Origin of the sequence: Enterobacter cloacae complex sp. IR5402, from assembly GCF_049238125.1 — a bacterium.
GTDB classification, from domain to species: Bacteria; Pseudomonadota; Gammaproteobacteria; order Enterobacterales; family Enterobacteriaceae; genus Enterobacter; species Enterobacter hormaechei_C.
The window spans coordinates 664,775-680,323 of record NZ_JBMKHO010000001.1 but is presented as its reverse complement, the minus strand read 5'-3'; the positions used below and the strand labels follow the sequence as shown (position 1 = coordinate 680,323).

General features: G+C 54.0%; 19 protein-coding genes. 11 read left to right on the top strand and 8 right to left on the bottom strand.

Translation table 11 applies throughout. The features are described from left to right. The first annotated feature begins 125 nt into the window (after positions 1 to 125). Genes ACOTXL_RS03315 through ACOTXL_RS03295 form a run of 5 tightly spaced genes read left to right on the top strand, consistent with a single transcriptional unit; the run spans position 126 to position 3,919 of the window. A complete protein-coding gene (locus ACOTXL_RS03315) occupies positions 126 to 833 on the top strand; it encodes a T6SS immunity protein Tli3 family protein (RefSeq protein WP_032659021.1) in 708 nt (235 codons plus the stop codon). A gap of 3 nt (positions 834 to 836) precedes the next feature. Continuing rightward, positions 837 to 1,544 carry a T6SS immunity protein Tli3 family protein gene (locus tag ACOTXL_RS03310; protein ID WP_045351236.1) on the top strand — a complete coding sequence of 236 codons (708 nt, stop codon included), beginning with the start codon at positions 837 to 839 and terminating at the stop codon, positions 1,542 to 1,544. Between the two features lie 3 nt (positions 1,545 to 1,547). Beyond that, entirely contained in the window at positions 1,548 to 2,255 is a 708-nt protein-coding gene (locus ACOTXL_RS03305; RefSeq protein ID WP_032659013.1) for a T6SS immunity protein Tli3 family protein, read from the top strand. Between the two features lie 12 nt (positions 2,256 to 2,267). After that, complete coding sequence (locus tag ACOTXL_RS03300; protein WP_023324870.1) at positions 2,268 to 2,525, top strand: PAAR domain-containing protein; 258 nt, start codon at positions 2,268 to 2,270, stop codon at positions 2,523 to 2,525. Further along, a complete protein-coding gene (locus ACOTXL_RS03295) occupies positions 2,525 to 3,919 on the top strand; it encodes a hypothetical protein (protein ID WP_045329856.1) in 1,395 nt (464 codons plus the stop codon). The genes ACOTXL_RS03300 and ACOTXL_RS03295 overlap by 1 nt, the downstream gene beginning before the upstream one ends. Positions 3,920 to 3,980: 61 nt before the next feature. Here ACOTXL_RS03295 and purT read toward each other — a convergent pair whose 3' ends face one another. Beyond that, on the bottom strand, positions 3,981 to 5,159 hold the full coding sequence (purT, locus tag ACOTXL_RS03290) for a formate-dependent phosphoribosylglycinamide formyltransferase (RefSeq protein ID WP_045350794.1): 1,179 nt from the start codon (positions 5,157 to 5,159) through the stop codon (positions 3,981 to 3,983). 171 nt (positions 5,160 to 5,330) lie between these two features. Here purT and ACOTXL_RS03285 point away from each other — a divergent pair, with 171 nt between their 5' ends. Both ACOTXL_RS03285 and ptrB read left to right on the top strand, forming a co-directional pair. Continuing rightward, positions 5,331 to 5,981, top strand: coding sequence for a tellurite resistance TerB family protein (locus ACOTXL_RS03285; protein WP_045350793.1), 651 nt, complete (start codon positions 5,331 to 5,333; stop codon positions 5,979 to 5,981). Positions 5,982 to 6,056: 75 nt separating this feature from the next. Continuing rightward, positions 6,057 to 8,132, top strand: coding sequence for an oligopeptidase B (gene ptrB, locus ACOTXL_RS03280; RefSeq protein WP_045343596.1), 2,076 nt, complete (start codon positions 6,057 to 6,059; stop codon positions 8,130 to 8,132). Here the strand turns inward: ptrB and exoX are convergent. The 3 genes from exoX to ACOTXL_RS03265 form a co-directional block, all read right to left on the bottom strand. Next, positions 8,114 to 8,776 carry an exodeoxyribonuclease X gene (gene exoX / locus ACOTXL_RS03275; RefSeq protein ID WP_015570288.1) on the bottom strand — a complete coding sequence of 221 codons (663 nt, stop codon included), beginning with the start codon at positions 8,774 to 8,776 and terminating at the stop codon, positions 8,114 to 8,116. The genes ptrB and exoX overlap by 19 nt on opposite strands. Positions 8,777 to 8,800: 24 nt before the next feature. After that, positions 8,801 to 9,451, bottom strand: coding sequence for a carbon-nitrogen hydrolase family protein (locus ACOTXL_RS03270; protein WP_045350792.1), 651 nt, complete (start codon positions 9,449 to 9,451; stop codon positions 8,801 to 8,803). Between the two features lie 111 nt (positions 9,452 to 9,562). Further along, positions 9,563 to 9,793 carry a DNA polymerase III subunit theta gene (locus ACOTXL_RS03265; protein WP_003859784.1) on the bottom strand — a complete coding sequence of 77 codons (231 nt, stop codon included), beginning with the start codon at positions 9,791 to 9,793 and terminating at the stop codon, positions 9,563 to 9,565. 137 nt (positions 9,794 to 9,930) lie between these two features. Here ACOTXL_RS03265 and yobA point away from each other — a divergent pair, with 137 nt between their 5' ends. The 3 genes from yobA to ACOTXL_RS03250 are packed head-to-tail and all read left to right on the top strand — an operon-like array spanning position 9,931 to position 11,528. Continuing rightward, the gene (gene yobA, locus ACOTXL_RS03260; RefSeq protein WP_045329847.1) at positions 9,931 to 10,302 is read left to right on the top strand and encodes a CopC domain-containing protein YobA; all 372 of its coding nucleotides are present in this window, start codon (positions 9,931 to 9,933) and stop codon (positions 10,300 to 10,302) included. Position 10,303: 1 nt separating this feature from the next. Then, positions 10,304 to 11,173: a copper homeostasis membrane protein CopD gene (gene copD / locus ACOTXL_RS03255; protein WP_045341063.1), complete on the top strand. Its 870-nt coding sequence runs from the start codon at positions 10,304 to 10,306 to the stop codon at positions 11,171 to 11,173. Positions 11,174 to 11,189: 16 nt separating this feature from the next. After that, positions 11,190 to 11,528, top strand: a complete 339-nt coding sequence (locus ACOTXL_RS03250; protein WP_045350791.1) for a YebY family protein — start codon at positions 11,190 to 11,192, stop codon at positions 11,526 to 11,528. Positions 11,529 to 11,653: 125 nt separating this feature from the next. On the opposite strand, the gene ACOTXL_RS03245 is transcribed toward ACOTXL_RS03250, so the two are convergent. Together ACOTXL_RS03245 and ACOTXL_RS03240 are read right to left on the bottom strand one after the other, a co-directional pair. Then, the gene (locus ACOTXL_RS03245; protein WP_032609507.1) at positions 11,654 to 11,851 is read right to left on the bottom strand and encodes a hypothetical protein; all 198 of its coding nucleotides are present in this window, start codon (positions 11,849 to 11,851) and stop codon (positions 11,654 to 11,656) included. A gap of 45 nt (positions 11,852 to 11,896) precedes the next feature. Then, positions 11,897 to 12,877, bottom strand: a complete 981-nt coding sequence (locus ACOTXL_RS03240; RefSeq protein ID WP_045337549.1) for a VirK/YbjX family protein — start codon at positions 12,875 to 12,877, stop codon at positions 11,897 to 11,899. 167 nt (positions 12,878 to 13,044) lie between these two features. Between ACOTXL_RS03240 and pphA the strand changes: the two genes are divergently transcribed. Next, entirely contained in the window at positions 13,045 to 13,689 is a 645-nt protein-coding gene (pphA, locus tag ACOTXL_RS03235; protein ID WP_045337547.1) for a protein-serine/threonine phosphatase, read from the top strand. Positions 13,690 to 13,723: 34 nt separating this feature from the next. Here the strand turns inward: pphA and ACOTXL_RS03230 are convergent, their stop codons facing one another. Together ACOTXL_RS03230 and rsmF are read right to left on the bottom strand one after the other, a co-directional pair. Continuing rightward, the gene (locus ACOTXL_RS03230) at positions 13,724 to 13,963 is read right to left on the bottom strand and encodes a YebV family protein (protein ID WP_003859885.1); all 240 of its coding nucleotides are present in this window, start codon (positions 13,961 to 13,963) and stop codon (positions 13,724 to 13,726) included. Between the two features lie 106 nt (positions 13,964 to 14,069). Beyond that, the gene (gene rsmF, locus ACOTXL_RS03225) at positions 14,070 to 15,533 is read right to left on the bottom strand and encodes a 16S rRNA (cytosine(1407)-C(5))-methyltransferase RsmF (protein WP_032609505.1); all 1,464 of its coding nucleotides are present in this window, start codon (positions 15,531 to 15,533) and stop codon (positions 14,070 to 14,072) included. Positions 15,534 to 15,549: the final 16 nt, after the last annotated feature.

Below are 15,549 nucleotides of genomic sequence, written 5' to 3'. Positions count from 1 at the left end.
GGCTTAAGCACAGCACGCAGCAATTTAAAGCTAACTGGCAAGATTTACCCGACAGCGTACCCGAAGTGAAGGGGTACACCGGCTGGGATCATATGCGCTGTGATATGGATGCGGGGCGATAACTGATGAAAGGATTATGTACCGTTCTCGCAGCTACGTCCGTTGTGCTGGCGACCGGATGCCAGGCGAAAGAACCACCAACGCAGGTGGTGTACCGATTTGATGATCATCGTTATCTCGAACTGAAAGGCTGGGATTGCGAAGGTGAACTCTGGTACACAGATACTCAACGGGGTATTCATACCGAACCCGTCAGTCAATTTTATCGAATTTTCACCAAAAAATTTATTCATCCATCAGAGCGATATATTGCACTGACGGGATGGGGCGCGAGTGGATTCATAGTATCTAAGGACTATGGGAAAACGTGGCACTCCGTAGCGTTTTCACCAAATCATAATGAACCCAATGGCGATGACTACGCGCCTTATGAGGATATTCTTTCTTTCACCGTCGTCAACGATCAGGGTTTTTTACTGACCAAACATCGGCTGTATATGTCGTCGAAGCCATTTGAAGACCCGCGCATTCTGCCCGGTGGGCCAGGGATTGCCTATACCGTGGATGACGGTATGGGAAATAAAGTCAGCGGGAAGCTGGAACCCCGTTCCCCTGGCTGGGCGTGGGGAATGGTCTACATGACTAAGCAGGGGCTCGAGGGCAGCACGCAGCAACTTAAGGCAAACTGGCAGGATTTACCCGACAGCGTACCCGACGTGAAAGGCTACACCGGCTGGGATCATATGCGCTGTGATATGGATGCGGGGCGATAACTGATGAAAGGATTATATACCGTTCTCGCAGCTACGTCCGTTGTGCTGGCAACCGGGTGCCAGGCGAAAGAACCGCCGACGCAGGTAGTTTATCGGTTTGATGATCATCGCTACCTTGAGTTGAAAGGCTGGGGCTGTGAAGGTGAACTCTGGTATACGGATACGAAGCGAGGCATTCACGCCGAACCCGTTAGTCAGTTTTATCGACTCTTTACCCGTAAATTTATTCACCCATCAGAGCGATATATTGCTCTGACGGGATGGGGAGTGAGTGGATTCATAGTATCTAAGGACTATGGGAAAACGTGGCACTCCGTAGCGTTCTCACCAAATCATAATGAACCTAATGGTGATGACTACGCGCCGTATGAGGATATTATTTCTTTCACCGTCGTCAACGACCAGGGTTTTTTACAGACCAAACACCGGCTGTATATGTCGTCAAAACCGTTTGAAGACCCGCGGATTCTGCCCGGCGGGCCGGGGATTGCCTATACCGTGGATGACGGAATGGGAAATAAAGTAAGCGATACGCTGGACCCCCGTTTCCCTGGCTGGGCCTGGGGAATGGTCTATATGACTAAGCAGGGGCTTAAGCACAGCACGCAGCAATTTAAAGCTAACTGGCAAGATTTACCCGACAGCGTACCCGAAGTGAAGGGGTACACCGGCTGGGATCATATGTGCTGTGATATGGATGCGGGGCGATAACTGATGAAAGGATTATGTACCGTTCTCGCAGCGACGTCCGTTGTGCTGGCGACCGGATGCCAGGCTAAAGAACCGCCCACACAGGTTGTTTACCGGTTCGATGATCACCGTTTTCTCGAATTGAAAGGCTGGGGCTGCGAAGGTGAACTCTGGTATACGGATACTTTTCGGGGTATTCATACCAGGCCCGTCAGTCAATTTTATCGGATTTTCACCAAAAAATTTGTTCATCCTTCTGAACGATATATTGCCATACCCACCTGGGATGACCCAGGAACAATGATTTCTAAAGATTATGGTAAAACATGGTCTCCCCAGTTTTTTTCGGTAGGGCCTAATGAGCCCGATGGTACTAACCAACCATCCTATGAGGATATTATTTCTTTCACCGTCGTCAACGACCAGGGTTTTTTACAGACCAAACACCGGCTTTATATGTCATCAAAGCCATTTGAAGACCCGCGCATTCTGCCCGGCGGGCCGGGGATTGCCTATACCGTGGATGACGGAATGGGAAATAAAGTCAGCGGGAAGCTGGACCCCCGTTCCCCTGGCTGGGCGTGGGGAATGGTCTACATGACTAAGCAGGGGCTCGAGGGCAGCACGCAGCAACTTAAGGCTAACTGGCAAGATTTACCCGACAGCGTACCCGACGTGAAAGGCTATACCGGCTGGGAGCACATGCAATGCAACATGGATGCGGGAAAATAGGGAGATAAAGCGATGAAAGGCGTCATTAGGTTAAACGATCCGCTGATAAGCGGAGGAAAAGTCACTAAGGCCTCCGGGGCAGACTTTATGGGGCAGCCCGTGGCCTTAAAAGATGATCTTGCGCAGTGTCCGCTCCATAAAGGGACGTTCGCAATCACTGAATGTCACCCAACCTGGACCATGCATGGCCGTGGGGTTGTGGTAGATGGCTGTCGCGCGGCGTGTGGATGTGAAATCAAAAGTACCTTACCTGTGGCGGGAGCTTCGTAATGCGCGCGTGGTGGTTATACAAACAACAGCCAGACCCGGATTCCACTGTGCCAGTCGTCATGATTGTTTTCCTCTATGTGATAGCCGTCGCAATGGGCCTCGCGATCCGGGCTCTCACCTGGCCTGAACAGGAACACGTTACGGCTCTCTTTTTTGTGCCTTCAGTTATTCTGCCCATCTGTGTTGTATCGTTGCTAGTTTTTACAAGTTTCATATTTCATGACGCCAACATTCATTATGCTGAAACCCGAAAATTCATAGCAAAAGAGCAGGAGATTAATTTAAAGGCGTATGCGCGAAAAAATATCGCTATCGCAGCATGGTCTGCAATCACCCCCCTGGAGGAACCCGCGCTGAATATGTTGAAACTGGAAGGCGAATTTCCGCTGGCACCGAAAACGCCGGTTAATATTCAGCTGGAAGATCGCTTCGACCAGACCAGGAATGAACAGATGTTTTACCGCTTACTGGACCCGATGGCAGAAAAATTGAAGGACTATAACTACCGTATTTTTGAAACCGTTGTCTGGGTTCACGGAGGGAGAGGATCCTGCATTGATGAACTGAGGCGCACTCTGGAGCGGTTGGGTATTGAAACGGCAAGCACGTGTAAAATTGAGTACAGCACAGAATGTCCTGACTACGCGATCGTTAGCCAATGGATGAACTTATCTGATTACAGAGTTGAAAACCGGTTGATTGTTATCGTTGATTTACATGAAGAAAGCGGCGAATCAAAGAGCATGGAAAATGCATGTGCATTCCTGCTGACCAGTCATTATGTCCGGGAGGAGGGCGAAAAACCGGTATATTTATATCAGCCTATGTCTGACGTGACCGATGTAGAGGACAAAATGGCGGTCTTCCTTGAGACGGGTTCGGTACTTACGCCGAAAAATCTCTGGTATACCGGGCTGTCCCGTATTGAAAAATATCCATTAATGCAGGCACTGGATAAAAAAGCGCTCACGGTGGAACGGCTGGATATCGATGCCTCTCTGGGCGCAAAGAGTGCCGGGTATCGGTGGCTGGCTCTGGCATTTGCGGCGGATGCGGTCAAATATGCCCAGGGGGAGCAACTGGCAGCTTATTCAGACAAAAACAAATTTTGTATTACTTCGCTTTCCTCCATGAAGACAGCTATCCCAAAAAAACTTACCTGGTGTAACTGGAGTAATCCCCTTTATCCTGCGGGGATGGCGGCTTTATTCTGCGTGTTATCCCTCATTGCCTATCGTATCAGTTTCCTGGCGCAAAACGATCCGCCAGCAATCTGGGAACTGATTGCGAGCATCATCATTCCCTTCGTTATTTTTATTGGCCTCGGTATTTTTGTTTTCATCTCGAAAACGAATGAAGCCTACGAGGATATGGAATACGAATGGAAGCGATAGAAACGGAACAATGTTAATTATGTAATGTGGCTGGTCGCTTAGTTGACCAGCCTTTAGTTATTTACCCTGTCACTTTTACCGCAGTGGCCGCTATTTTCGCTCTCGCGACGGCTTCGTCCACGTTTTCCCCGGTTGCTAATGCCACGCCCAGACGACGGCTTCCGTCGATCTCCGGTTTGCCGAACAGTCTGACCTGTAAGCCTGCACCAACCGCACCTTCGACGTTATCAAAGGTGACATTCTGGCTGGTCAGCTGCGGCAGGATCACCGCGGAGGCTGCCGGGCCGTATTGACGGATGCCGCCAACCGGCAGGCCGAGGAAAGCGCGCACGTGCAGCGCGAACTCGGAGAGATCCTGTGAAATCAGCGTAACCATCCCGGTATCGTGCGGGCGAGGGGAGACTTCGCTGAAGATCACCTCGTCGCCGCAAACAAACAATTCCACGCCGAACAGGCCGTAGCCGCCCAGCGCCAGCACCGTCTTGCGGGCGATCTCCTGCGCGCGTGCCAGCGCCAGCGCGCTCATCTGCTGCGGCTGCCAGGATTCTCGATAATCGCCGTCTTCCTGACGATGACCAATCGGGTCGCAGAAATAAACGCCGTCCACGGCACTGACGGTAAGCAGGGTAATTTCGAAATCAAACTTCACCACGCCTTCCACGATGACGCGCCCGGCACCGGCACGACCGCCCTGCTGGGCATAGTCCCAGGCCTGGTCCAGCGTGCTGCTGTCGCGGATAAAGCTCTGCCCTTTGCCGGAGGAGCTCATTACCGGCTTAATGATGCACGGGTAGCCAATCTCTTCGACGGCCTGGAGAAACGCAGCTTTATCCCCGGCAAAACGGTAGCTGGAGGTCGGGAGCTGTAATTCTTCTGCCGCCAGGCGACGAATGCCTTCCCGGTTCATGGTCAGTTTTGCCGCAGTGGCGCAAGGCACTACGCGCTGGCCTTCCTGCTCAAGGGTAACCAGCATCTCAGTGGCAATGGCCTCAATTTCAGGCACCACGAAATCCGGTTTTTCCTCGGCAATTAACGCCCGCAGGGCATTGCCGTCAAGCATATCGATGACGTGCGAGCGATGCGCGACGTGCATGGCAGGGGCGTTCGCGTAACGGTCCACCGCAATCACCTCCACGCCCAAACGCTGGCATTCAATGGCCACTTCTTTACCCAGTTCACCCGATCCCAACAGCATGACGCGCGTCGCGGCAGGGCGCAGCGCGGTTCCTAAAAGAGTCATAAAAATCCCCCTGAAAAAGATGCGGGTAGTATAAACGAAAACGTTTGCGTCTGTCTTGTATGGGGATAACCGGACAGGGGGGAAATTTGCGCTTCTTTAGCACTGACAGACATTTCCTGACACCCGCTCGCTTAGGCTGTGAAGGTTACGCACTGTTACGTGAGGAAAAATATGTCAGGCTGGATGAATCAACTGCAATCCCTGTTGGGACAAAAAGGCTCGTCGTCGGGCGAGCAGGGTCTAAGCAAGCTGCTGGTGCCGGGTGCGCTTGGCGGGCTGGCCGGTTTGCTGGTTGCCAATAAATCATCGCGGAAACTGCTTACCAAATACGGTACCGGCGCGCTGCTGGCGGGCGGAGGGGCTATTGCAGGCTCCGTCTTATGGAACAAATACAAAGACAAGGTGCGCAGCGCGCATCAGGATGAACCGCAGTACGGGAAGCAGGTATCACCGTTAGATTTACGCACCGAGCGCCTGATCCTCGCCCTGGTCTTTGCAGCCAAGAGCGACGGGCATATTGATGCCAGTGAACGTGTCGCAATTGAACAGCAGATGCGGGAAGCGGGCGTTGAGGAGCAGGGCAGGGCGCTGGTGGCGCAGGCCATTGAACAGCCGCTCGATCCGCAGCGTCTGGCGCAAGGCGTGAAAAACGAAGAAGAGGCGCTGGAACTCTATTTTCTGAGCTGTGCCGCCATCGATATCGATCACTTTATGGAGCGCAGCTACCTGAACGCCCTGGGCGATGCGCTGAAGATCCCCCAGGACGTTCGCGAGGGAATTGAGCAGGATATTCAGCAGCAGAAGCAGACTCTCGCGGGCTAGAAGGCCATGTTTCGCTTGCATCATACGCGTGTTTTGCCAACCTTATAGGATGTAAAACGAAAAAGTAAGAATGCCATGCCTCCAAAAGCCCGACGTACTCCTTATGCGATCACCACGCATGGCGATACGCGTATCGATAACTACTACTGGCTGCGGGACGATTCTCGTTCCCGGCCAGAGGTGCTCGACTATCTGCACGAGGAAAACGACTATGGCCGCCAGGTCATGGCCAGCCAGCAGGCGCTTCAGGATCAGCTCCTGAACGAAATGGTGCAGCGTATCCCCCAGCGTGATGTCTCTGCCCCGTGGTGCAAAAACGGTTATCGCTATCGCCATATTTATGAGCCGGGAAACGAATATCCCATCTACCAGCGCCAGTCTGTGCTGAGCGCCGAGTGGGACGAATGGGAGATCCTGCTGGATGCCAACAAACGTGCTGCCCACAGTGAGTTTTATACGCTGGGCGGCATGTCCATTTCCCCCGATAACGCCATTATGGCGCTGGCTGAGGATTACCTCTCCCGCCGCCAGTACGGTTTGCGTTTCCGCAATCTTGAAACGGGAAACTGGTATCCCGAAATGCTGGATAATGTCTCCCCCGATTTCGTCTGGGGTAACGATTCAGAAACGGTCTACTACGTTAAAAAGCATGCCTCAACGCTGCTGCCTTATCAGGTCTGGCGTCATACGGTGGGGACCGATTCCGCCGACGATGAATTAGTCTACGAGGAAAAAGACGAGACGTTCTATGTCAGCCTGCATAAAACGTCATCTCGCCACTACGTGATCATTTTCCTCTCCAGCGCCACCACCTCAGAAGTGCTGCTGCTGGATGCAGAGCTGCCGGATGCGCAGCCGCTGTGCTTCCTGCCGCGCCGTAAAGATCATGAGTACAGCCTGGATCACTTCCAGCACAGCTTTTACCTGCGTTCGAACCGCGAGGGCAAAAACTTTGGCCTTTATAAAACCAAAGTGCGCGATGAACGCAAATGGGAAGTGTTAATTCCCGCGCGCGATCAGGTGATGCTGGAGGGGTTCACCCTGTTTACCGACTGGCTGGTGGTGGAAGAGCGTCAGCGCGGACTGACCAGTATCCGCCAAATCAACCGCAAAACCCGCGAAGTGGTGGGCATTGCGTTCGATGACCCGGCTTACGTAACGTGGATCGGCTTTAACCCGGAACCGGAATCGTCCCGCCTGCGGTACGGCTATTCGTCGATGACCACCCCGGATACGTTGTTTGAACTGGATATGGACACCGGGCAGCGTCAGGTGATTAAACAGGCTGAGGTCCGGGGTTTTGAGTCGGAAAATTATCGCAGTGAGCACCTGTGGGTGACCGCACGCGACGGCGTTGAAGTCCCTGTATCGCTCGTCTATCACAAGGCGCACTTCAACAAAGGTAAAAACCCCATCCTCGTCTATGGCTATGGCTCCTATGGATCAAGCATGGACGCCGATTTCAGCAGCAGCAGGCTGAGCCTGCTCGACCGCGGTTTTGTTTATGCGATTGCCCATATTCGCGGGGGCGGCGAACTGGGTCAACACTGGTATGAAGACGGAAAATTTCTCAAAAAGAAAAATACCTTTAACGACTACCTTGATGTCTGCGATGCGCTGATCGCGCAGGGTTATGGCGATCCGCAGCTCTGCTTTGGCATGGGGGGCAGCGCCGGGGGCATGCTAATGGGTGCCGTGATCAACCAGCGGCCTGAACTGTTTAAAGGCGTTATCGCCCAGGTGCCGTTTGTGGACGTGGTGACGACCATGCTGGATGAGTCCATTCCACTGACCACCGGGGAGTTTGAAGAGTGGGGGAATCCGCAGGATGAAACCTATTATCGCTACATGAAAGAGTACAGCCCGTACGATAACGTTGAGGCGAAAGCCTATCCGCATATGCTGGTGACCACCGGCCTGCACGATTCCCAGGTGCAGTACTGGGAGCCCGCGAAATGGGTGGCGAAGCTGCGTGAGCTGAAAACTGACGATAATCTGCTGCTGCTGTGTACCGATATGGACTCAGGGCACGGAGGGAAATCAGGGCGATTTAAATCCTATGAAGGGGTGGCGCTGGAGTACGCCTTTTTGATTGGCCTGGCGCAGGATACGCTGCCAGGCCGGGCGGGGACTCAGGCTTCGCCTAAATAATGCTTCAGCGTCAGGCGCAGTTCCGGGCTCATTCTGTCGAGGTTGTTGTACAGCCAGCGCAGATAGCCCGGATCTTTGTCCGCCACTTCCGATACTGGCTTCCCGCGATATTTACCGAACGTAAAGGTAGTCAGTAGCGCGGGGCGCCCGGTAATGGTCGCCATATCGTCTGGCGTCCAGCCGGAAGTATTCATGATATCAATCAGGAGCGCTGCGGTGATGTAGCAGTCATAGAGGGCACGGTGATGATGCAGCCCTTCCGGCGTCCGCACGCTGAGTTTGCGCGACTTATACAGCGCCATATTGCTGTATTTGATCCCTGGCCACAGACGGCGCGCCAGCTTCATGGTGCAAATCCATTCGCCGGGCATCTCCGGCAGCACGCGGCGGTCAAAGCTGGCGTTATGGGCGACATACCACTGGCTACCGTGGTAAAGAGGGATGATCTCTTCAATCCACGGCTTATCCGCCACCATCGATTCCGTAATGCGATGTATAGCCATCGCCTGCGCACTGATGGGACGATCCGGGCGCACCAGATGGCTCATTGGGTTGACTATCTTTCCGTCAATCACGTCGACAGAAGCGACTTCCACAATTCCACCCTGCAAATCACAGGTTTCGGTATCGATAACGCGCAGCATTGATCGCTCCTGATCCTAAAATGCCTAGCCTAATGGAATGATATCGCCTTGCCAACCCTGTTGGCCTAAAGAACCGGTTAGCAGCAGTTCTCCCTTATCGGCACGTACAATCAGCTGACCTTTTTCATCCCATAACGCGCTACCGCCGCGCGCGTTCGCCATTAATACCGCGATGGCGTACTTGTGCGCGAAGCGTTGTAACGAACCGATCGATTGTCGCCAGCGGTGCTCGCCCACGGCCAGGCTGCTGGTGAACAGCGTTGCCTCCGGGTCCAGTTCCGGGGCGTCAGCCTGGTTATCCACGATGGTTAACCTTTTATCGCCAGGAATAACACCCGCACCGTTGCCCTGCGGATAACGCCGGATGGTCGACAGGTTAGGGGTGAAAAGCGCGAGTCCTCTCTGGCGCTGGCCGTGTTGCTGGAGCGTAATACCAGCAATCACCGTGATGAAACGTGACTGGGCGGCGTGAAGGAGGGGGGCAAGCTGCAAATCGTCAGGAGGTGGGGGTAAGGATGTTCCGCCTGGGCCGGTAAGCGAAAGCTCCGGAAAGACGATCAAATCGCACCCATGCCAGGCAGCTTCGGCAATAAAGTGCAGGTGATGTTTTACGTGCTCATCAACACAGTTGTGCCGCGGGGCATACTGAGCCGCGGCAATATTCCATCGTGACATCGTGACTTCCTTATACACTAAGTCGCTGGGATTTTAAGATTACACCTAAATTTATCAGGGTTTTCTTATCCTGCCACATAACGCGTAAGGAAGTGTAACGAGACGTTAAGCTTATTTAACTTTAGGTTCGTACGGCAGGCGCGAGAGATTGACGGAGGCGAGGCGATGCGCAATGAGACGTTCGCGAAACCAGTCGCGCAGATGTGCGGGTTGTTCACGCTCTACCACTTCAGCTACGACGGGCATGTTGTAACGCTCTTTGAATGCGACACCCGCGGCGGCGAGATCGACATTCACTTTGTCCATCTCGTCCTGAGGAAGGGCGGCCAGGTTAACGTTCATTTCCTTCTCCTTTTTCTGCGGCGGCAACGTTACCGCGATTGTTCAACGATGACAAGGGAGCAAAGGATGTTCCTCGACTCGTTAATTATACAGAGTTATTCTTTAGCATTCAGGCATAACGAAAAGGAATGATTGTGATGCACTTTACCCCTTCCCGCGTCGCGTGCGCGCTGGCATTTTTGCTCTCTTCAGCAACCGCGACCTCAGCTCTGGCCCATGCGCATCTTAAGCAGCAATCCCCGCAGGAAAATACCGTTGCGGTGGCACCAGAGGTCATTACCCTGAACTTCTCGGAAGGCATTGAGCCTGCCTTCAGCGGCGTGGTGGTGACGGACGCGCAGCAGCACAAGATCCAGACCGGCGCGGTGAAGCGTGACGAGAAGGATAACGCAAAGCTGATTGTTCCTCTTGAGAAACCGTTGCCGACCGGCACCTACACGGTGGACTGGCACGTGGTCTCCGTGGACGGCCACAAAACCAAGGGCAGCTATCACTTTAGCGTGAAATAGTATGCTGGCCCTGAGCTACGTCGCGTTACGCTTTATCCATTTTGCTGCGCTGATGCTGCTTTTCGGCAACGCGCTTTACAGCGTCTGGTTTGCACCGTCTTCGTTGCAGCGCCTCATGACCCGGCGTTTCCAGCGGCAGCAGAAACTCGCGGCCTTAATCAGCCTGATGGCGGCTCTGCTGATGTTTGGCCTGCAAAGTGGGTTGATGGGCAACGGCTGGGGCGATGTCATTCGTCCGGCGGTCTGGCGCAGCGTGCTGGGAACGCAATTTGGCGGCGTCTGGTTGTGGCAAATGGTGCTGGCCGCTGCGACGGCGGGCGCTGCATGGCTTACCCCGCAAAAAGGCTCACGGCTGTTACTGCTCGTGATGGGGCAGCTGGTGCTGTTGGCGGGCGTGGGACATGCCGCGATGAACGGTGGCGCACCGGGAGCATTGCATCGTCTCAACCATGCGCTTCATCTGCTCTGCGCCGCGACCTGGGTGGGTGGTTTACTGCCGCTGCTGTTTTGTATGCGTCTGGCGAAAGGCCGCTGGCAGCCAGCCGCTATCTTTACCATGATGCGCTTCTCCCGCGTGGGGCATTACGCCGTGGCAGGCGTGCTGCTGACCGGGATAATCAATACGCTCTTTATTGTTGGCATAAACGTGCCGTGGCATGCGCCTTATGTCCAGCTGTTGTTGTTCAAATGTGCGCTGGTCATGATGATGGTGGCAATTGCGCTGGCGAATCGGTATTTTCTTGTGCCACGCTTTCGCCCGGAGGCCGGGCGGGAACAACAGATTTTTATCAGGATGACACAGGCAGAGGTGGTGCTGGGCGCGCTGGTACTGGCAGCCGTCAGCCTGTTCGCGACCTGGGAACCCTTCTGACAAGGTTAAATAACATATGAAAAAGACACTGCTTTCTCTTTTACTTCTCACCTGTGCCAGCAGTGCGCTGGCCGCGCCGCAGGTCATCACCGTCAGCCGGTTTGAAGTGGGCAAGGACAACTGGGCATTTAATCGTGAAGAGGTCATACTCACCTGCCGTCCCGGTAACGCGCTGTATGTCATCAATCCCAGTACGCTCGTGCAGTATCCGTTAAATGACGTAGCGGAGCAGCAGGTGGCCAGCGGGAAAAGTAACGGACAGCCTGTCAGCGTGATCCAGGTGGATGACCCGGCAAACCCCGGGCAGAAGAAAAGTCTGGCACCGTTTATTGAGCGCGCTGAAAAGCTCTGCTAGCCGTCAGGTTTCCAGTAAAAAAAAACCGCAGGTGCTTGTAAAAGCTCTGCGGTTTTTCACATTTAGTGATGTTCTGACGCTTTTTTTCAGACCACTTTTACTGTGGACTGGAAAACCTGACGTCGTCATCTATTCTTAAAGGGCAAGGCGATTGAGCCTGCATTAATGCCAACTTTTAGCGCACGGCTCTCTCCCAAGAGCCATTTCCCTGGACCGAATACAGGAATCGTATTCGGTCTCTTTTTATCTGCATGAAAATAAACGATAAAATCCGGTTTTCGTCTCAGCAGAAGGTTCACTTCCTGTGCGCCTGCCTCAAACATACCACAACCCGGCAGGCGAAAGTCCAGTCCTTTTTGGCTGTTTTGTTAAATTTTTGTTTGTATTTTGCCTGAGACGACTACGGGATCAATGCGCGCCTGTACGGAAGCCGCAATATCATCAAGTAACGCAAAGCGGCGACGGTATTCGGCGCGTTTTTTGCTGGCAATCTCCTCCAGTGCTTTACGCTCCATCTGGAGCGGCAACTGCCAGCAGAAGGGGGAGAGTTTCTTTCCGTTCAGGCCTTCCCAGAACTCGTCGTAGCTGGCGTGAAAATGACGGCCTTTGCTCAGACGGTAGCGCAGCGCGCGGAAAACATGGCCTTCATCGCTGACGGCAAAAATCGCGCTGATGTTCGAGCGTGAGGCAAGCTGGAAGATCACCTCCATCAGCACGCGTTTCGGGAAAAGGCCATGGCAGGCACGGGTAGCCTGTTTAATCACCTCCCGTGAAACATGACGACGTGGACCCTGAAGGCCGCCGATCACCAGCACCGTACGGCCGTTACTGCGTGCGACACAGAACGTCAGGCTGGCAAGCAGCGTATTGTCATTGTCGTGCAGCCAAAGCGTGCTTTCGCCTTCGCGTTCGGCCTTACCTGCGGACGAGGCGTGGACTGTATAGATTTCGCCGTTTTTTGCCTCGAACCGGACAACCGGCACCTCTTGCGGGCTGGTCAGCGCGTGGGCGAGGGCGATGTTTTTCAGACTATCAATCCACTGATAGTGGCTGACGATAGCATCGGCCCGGTCGTTTGAGTTCAGGCCGCGCATCAGATACTGGCGGTGAGTTTTGCTCGGCAAGGTAATTTGAGAGGTGAGCAGCCTGTCGAAATCATCGCGCCCGGACAGGGCCTCCAGCATGCGATGGGTGGAGGACCAGAATAAAAGCGAGCGCAGAAGGAACTTTAACCGGTAATCACGTTTGTGCCAGATTGGGCCGGGAACGCGTTTTCCTCTCACCAGTTCAGAAATAATATTTGTGCGATGCGGATAAAAAACATCGTTTTGCAGGTGTATGTTTGACACGTGAAAATCCCTCTTTTTATTCCGCTCTATTTTAAAGGCCAGGGAATAAGGGATTAATAGCGCAGCGATCTTTATTTCCGGCTGGTTTATGGTTTGTTTGGATTCGCGAAATCCGACGCCAGTTCATGACATTTTCTGTGGCAGCTATACTTCTTACAGGAGGCGTTATGTATCAGAAAATAGAGGGAGAACACTGGCGTCATGTCTGGGTTGTCAGCGATATTCATGGTTGCTATCAGTGGCTTATGGATGAGCTGAAACGACGACATTTTAATCCTGATACGGATCTGCTGATCTCGGTGGGGGATATTATCGACCGCGGGCCTGACAGCGTAAAATGTTTACAGCTGATGCAGGAAAACTGGTTTTATGCGGTACGCGGTAATCACGAGCAAATGGCGTTAGATGCGCTTAAAAATAATGATTTTAGTCTCTGGTCGATAAATGGTGGTAACTGGTTTACCGGGCTTAAGGACGCTCAACAAAAACAGGTGAAGGGTTTACTCAACGCGTGTCGGGACTTACCGCACATTATTGAAATAACCTGCAAAAACGGTCTCAACGTGATTGCTCATGCGGATTATCCCTCCGCCGAATATGGCTGGCATAAGCCGGTGGATGCCCAGCGCGTGCTGTGGGATCGCGACCGGTTAATGGGCTTTATGGTGGGCAAAGGGCAGGGCATTAGCGGCGCGGATCACTTCTGGTTTGGACATACGCCTGTGGACAAACGCTACGATTTTAACAATCTGCATTACATTGATACGGGGGCAGTATTCGGGGGCTTTCTGACGCTGGCGCAGCTTCAGTAATAAATAACCCGCCTTCGGGCGGGTTCTCTTTGGGTCAGGCAAGACGCAAGACCCAGGCATCGGTTTTACTGTCGTAATGCTCACGGTACAGAACGGAATGTTCCCCATCAAGGATTGCCGGGACGCTGGTATCTGCATCCCAGGCGTCCAGCTGCATGCACAAATCCGGATCGGATTTGCAGGGAATACTTAACGTTCGTTCGCCTTGTGATTCGCCGCGCAATTCAGCGTCGTCGATTTCAAAAGCGCCAATGCGTACGCTGGTTTTCGTCATAATGCTCTCCGGTTTGTTGCCCAAAATCTGGTATGACCAGTGCAGTCACCCATTTTTGATCCTAGACAAGGAGAGCGAAATCGCCAGTAAAAAAATGCGCTTTTTTTCAGGCGCTGCGGTTGTTACCGGTAAACAGGCGGCCATCGCGTACCAGTTCGCGCGGATAGCTGTTTTTCAGCCGCGAGCCGACTTTTTTCGCCAGCCCCAGCGGATAGCCCTGATACGTCACGATGACTTCATCCTGTAACGGGCCGTCTTCCGGGTAAACGTCACGACCGCGATACCACTCTTCCGCTTCCTGATGCGTCAGGGCAAAGGTGTTCTCACTGCCGGCCAGCGCAATGACCGCTTCGTGCTGCCAGCGATAGCCTTTGTTGTGGATCTCCGCCAGGCGAATACCGAGGCGGGAGAAACGCACCTTACCAATCAGCGGTTCGATGTTGACCGGGAACAGCCACAGCTCTTTGTCACGCATCCAGAGGCGCAGGCTCTCATCCCAGTGCAGGCCGACTTTGCTCGCAGCCGCTTGCGCCTGTGCCGCCTCACGGCCTTTGACCGGCGCGAACGGGAAGTTGCCGACCTTAAACTTAGGGGCAGGCAAGGGATCGACGGCGCGGGTTTTACGCAGACGGGCAACAAAGAAGCCTTCGCAATCGTAAATCTGCGGGAAGACATGCAGGAAGCCTTCAGGCGTGGCCGCATGGCTGGCCGAGTCGAAGAGGGTGTCCAGCGGCAGAAACTCGACGGCATCCACATAGCGTTGCTTGAGCCACAGGCAGACGTCCTCGTTTTCATCGCGATTCAGCGTGCAGGTAGAGTAAACCAGCGTCCCGCCTGGGCGCAGGGCATGAAACGCGCTGTCGATCAGTTCGCGCTGCGTGGCGGCGATCTGCAGGTTGCTTTCAACGGACCAGTTTTTTAACGCATCAGGATCTTTACGCACCACGCCTTCGCCGGAGCAGGGCGCGTCGAGCAGGATGGCATCAAAGGCTTCCGGCAGGGCAGCGCCAAACACGCGACCGTCGAAGTGCGTTAACGCGACGTTGTGGATCCCGCAGCGGCTGATATTGGCGTGCAGGACTTTGACGCGGCTGGCGGAAAATTCGTTGGCGAGGATCGCGCCGCGGTTGTTCATCCGGGCGGCAATCTGCGTGGTTTTAGAGCCCGGCGCCGCCGCGACATCCATAACCCGCTCAGGCTGGTTCCCGTCGGCAAACAGCGCAGCAACCGGCAGCATGGAGCTGGCTTCCTGAATATAAAACAGCCCGCTCAGGTGCTCGGCGGTGCTGCCGAGCGGCAGGCTCTCCTCGTCATCCCGTTCGATCCAGAAACCCTCTTCACACCACGGCACTGGCGTTAATTGCCAGCCGTAGGGGGAGACGAGATCCAGAAACGCCCCGACGCTGATTTTCAGCGTATTGACGCGAATACTCCGGCGCAAAGGGCGCTGGCATGCGGCGACGAAATCGTCGAAAGAGAGATGAGCTGGAAGCGCCTCGCGCATCTGTGCGAGGAATTGTTCGGGAAGAAATACGGAGTTTTGAGCCACGGGCACACCACAGGGAAACATTCAGGTGCGCAGTGTA

Bases quoted from the DNA above. Each gene is read 5' to 3' on its own strand.
- ACOTXL_RS03315 (WP_032659021.1), top strand. From the start codon at position 126: ATGAAAGGATTATGTACCGTTCTCGCAGCTACGTCCGTTGTGCTGGCG.
- ACOTXL_RS03310 (WP_045351236.1), top strand. From the start codon at position 837: ATGAAAGGATTATATACCGTTCTCGCAGCTACGTCCGTTGTGCTGGCA.
- ACOTXL_RS03305 (WP_032659013.1), top strand. From the start codon at position 1,548: ATGAAAGGATTATGTACCGTTCTCGCAGCGACGTCCGTTGTGCTGGCG.
- ACOTXL_RS03300 (WP_023324870.1), top strand. From the start codon at position 2,268: ATGAAAGGCGTCATTAGGTTAAACGATCCGCTGATAAGCGGAGGAAAA.
- ACOTXL_RS03295 (WP_045329856.1), top strand. From the start codon at position 2,525: ATGCGCGCGTGGTGGTTATACAAACAACAGCCAGACCCGGATTCCACT.
- purT (WP_045350794.1), bottom strand. From the start codon at position 5,159: ATGACTCTTTTAGGAACCGCGCTGCGCCCTGCCGCGACGCGCGTCATG.
- ACOTXL_RS03285 (WP_045350793.1), top strand. From the start codon at position 5,331: ATGTCAGGCTGGATGAATCAACTGCAATCCCTGTTGGGACAAAAAGGC.
- ptrB (WP_045343596.1), top strand. From the start codon at position 6,057: ATGCCTCCAAAAGCCCGACGTACTCCTTATGCGATCACCACGCATGGC.
- exoX (WP_015570288.1), bottom strand. From the start codon at position 8,776: ATGCTGCGCGTTATCGATACCGAAACCTGTGATTTGCAGGGTGGAATT.
- ACOTXL_RS03270 (WP_045350792.1), bottom strand. From the start codon at position 9,451: ATGTCACGATGGAATATTGCCGCGGCTCAGTATGCCCCGCGGCACAAC.
- ACOTXL_RS03265 (WP_003859784.1), bottom strand. From the start codon at position 9,793: ATGAACGTTAACCTGGCCGCCCTTCCTCAGGACGAGATGGACAAAGTG.
- yobA (WP_045329847.1), top strand. From the start codon at position 9,931: ATGCACTTTACCCCTTCCCGCGTCGCGTGCGCGCTGGCATTTTTGCTC.
- copD (WP_045341063.1), top strand. From the start codon at position 10,304: ATGCTGGCCCTGAGCTACGTCGCGTTACGCTTTATCCATTTTGCTGCG.
- ACOTXL_RS03250 (WP_045350791.1), top strand. From the start codon at position 11,190: ATGAAAAAGACACTGCTTTCTCTTTTACTTCTCACCTGTGCCAGCAGT.
- ACOTXL_RS03245 (WP_032609507.1), bottom strand. From the start codon at position 11,851: ATGTTTGAGGCAGGCGCACAGGAAGTGAACCTTCTGCTGAGACGAAAA.
- pphA (WP_045337547.1), top strand. From the start codon at position 13,045: ATGTATCAGAAAATAGAGGGAGAACACTGGCGTCATGTCTGGGTTGTC.
- ACOTXL_RS03230 (WP_003859885.1), bottom strand. From the start codon at position 13,963: ATGACGAAAACCAGCGTACGCATTGGCGCTTTTGAAATCGACGACGCT.
- rsmF (WP_032609505.1), bottom strand. From the start codon at position 15,533: ATGTTTCCCTGTGGTGTGCCCGTGGCTCAAAACTCCGTATTTCTTCCC.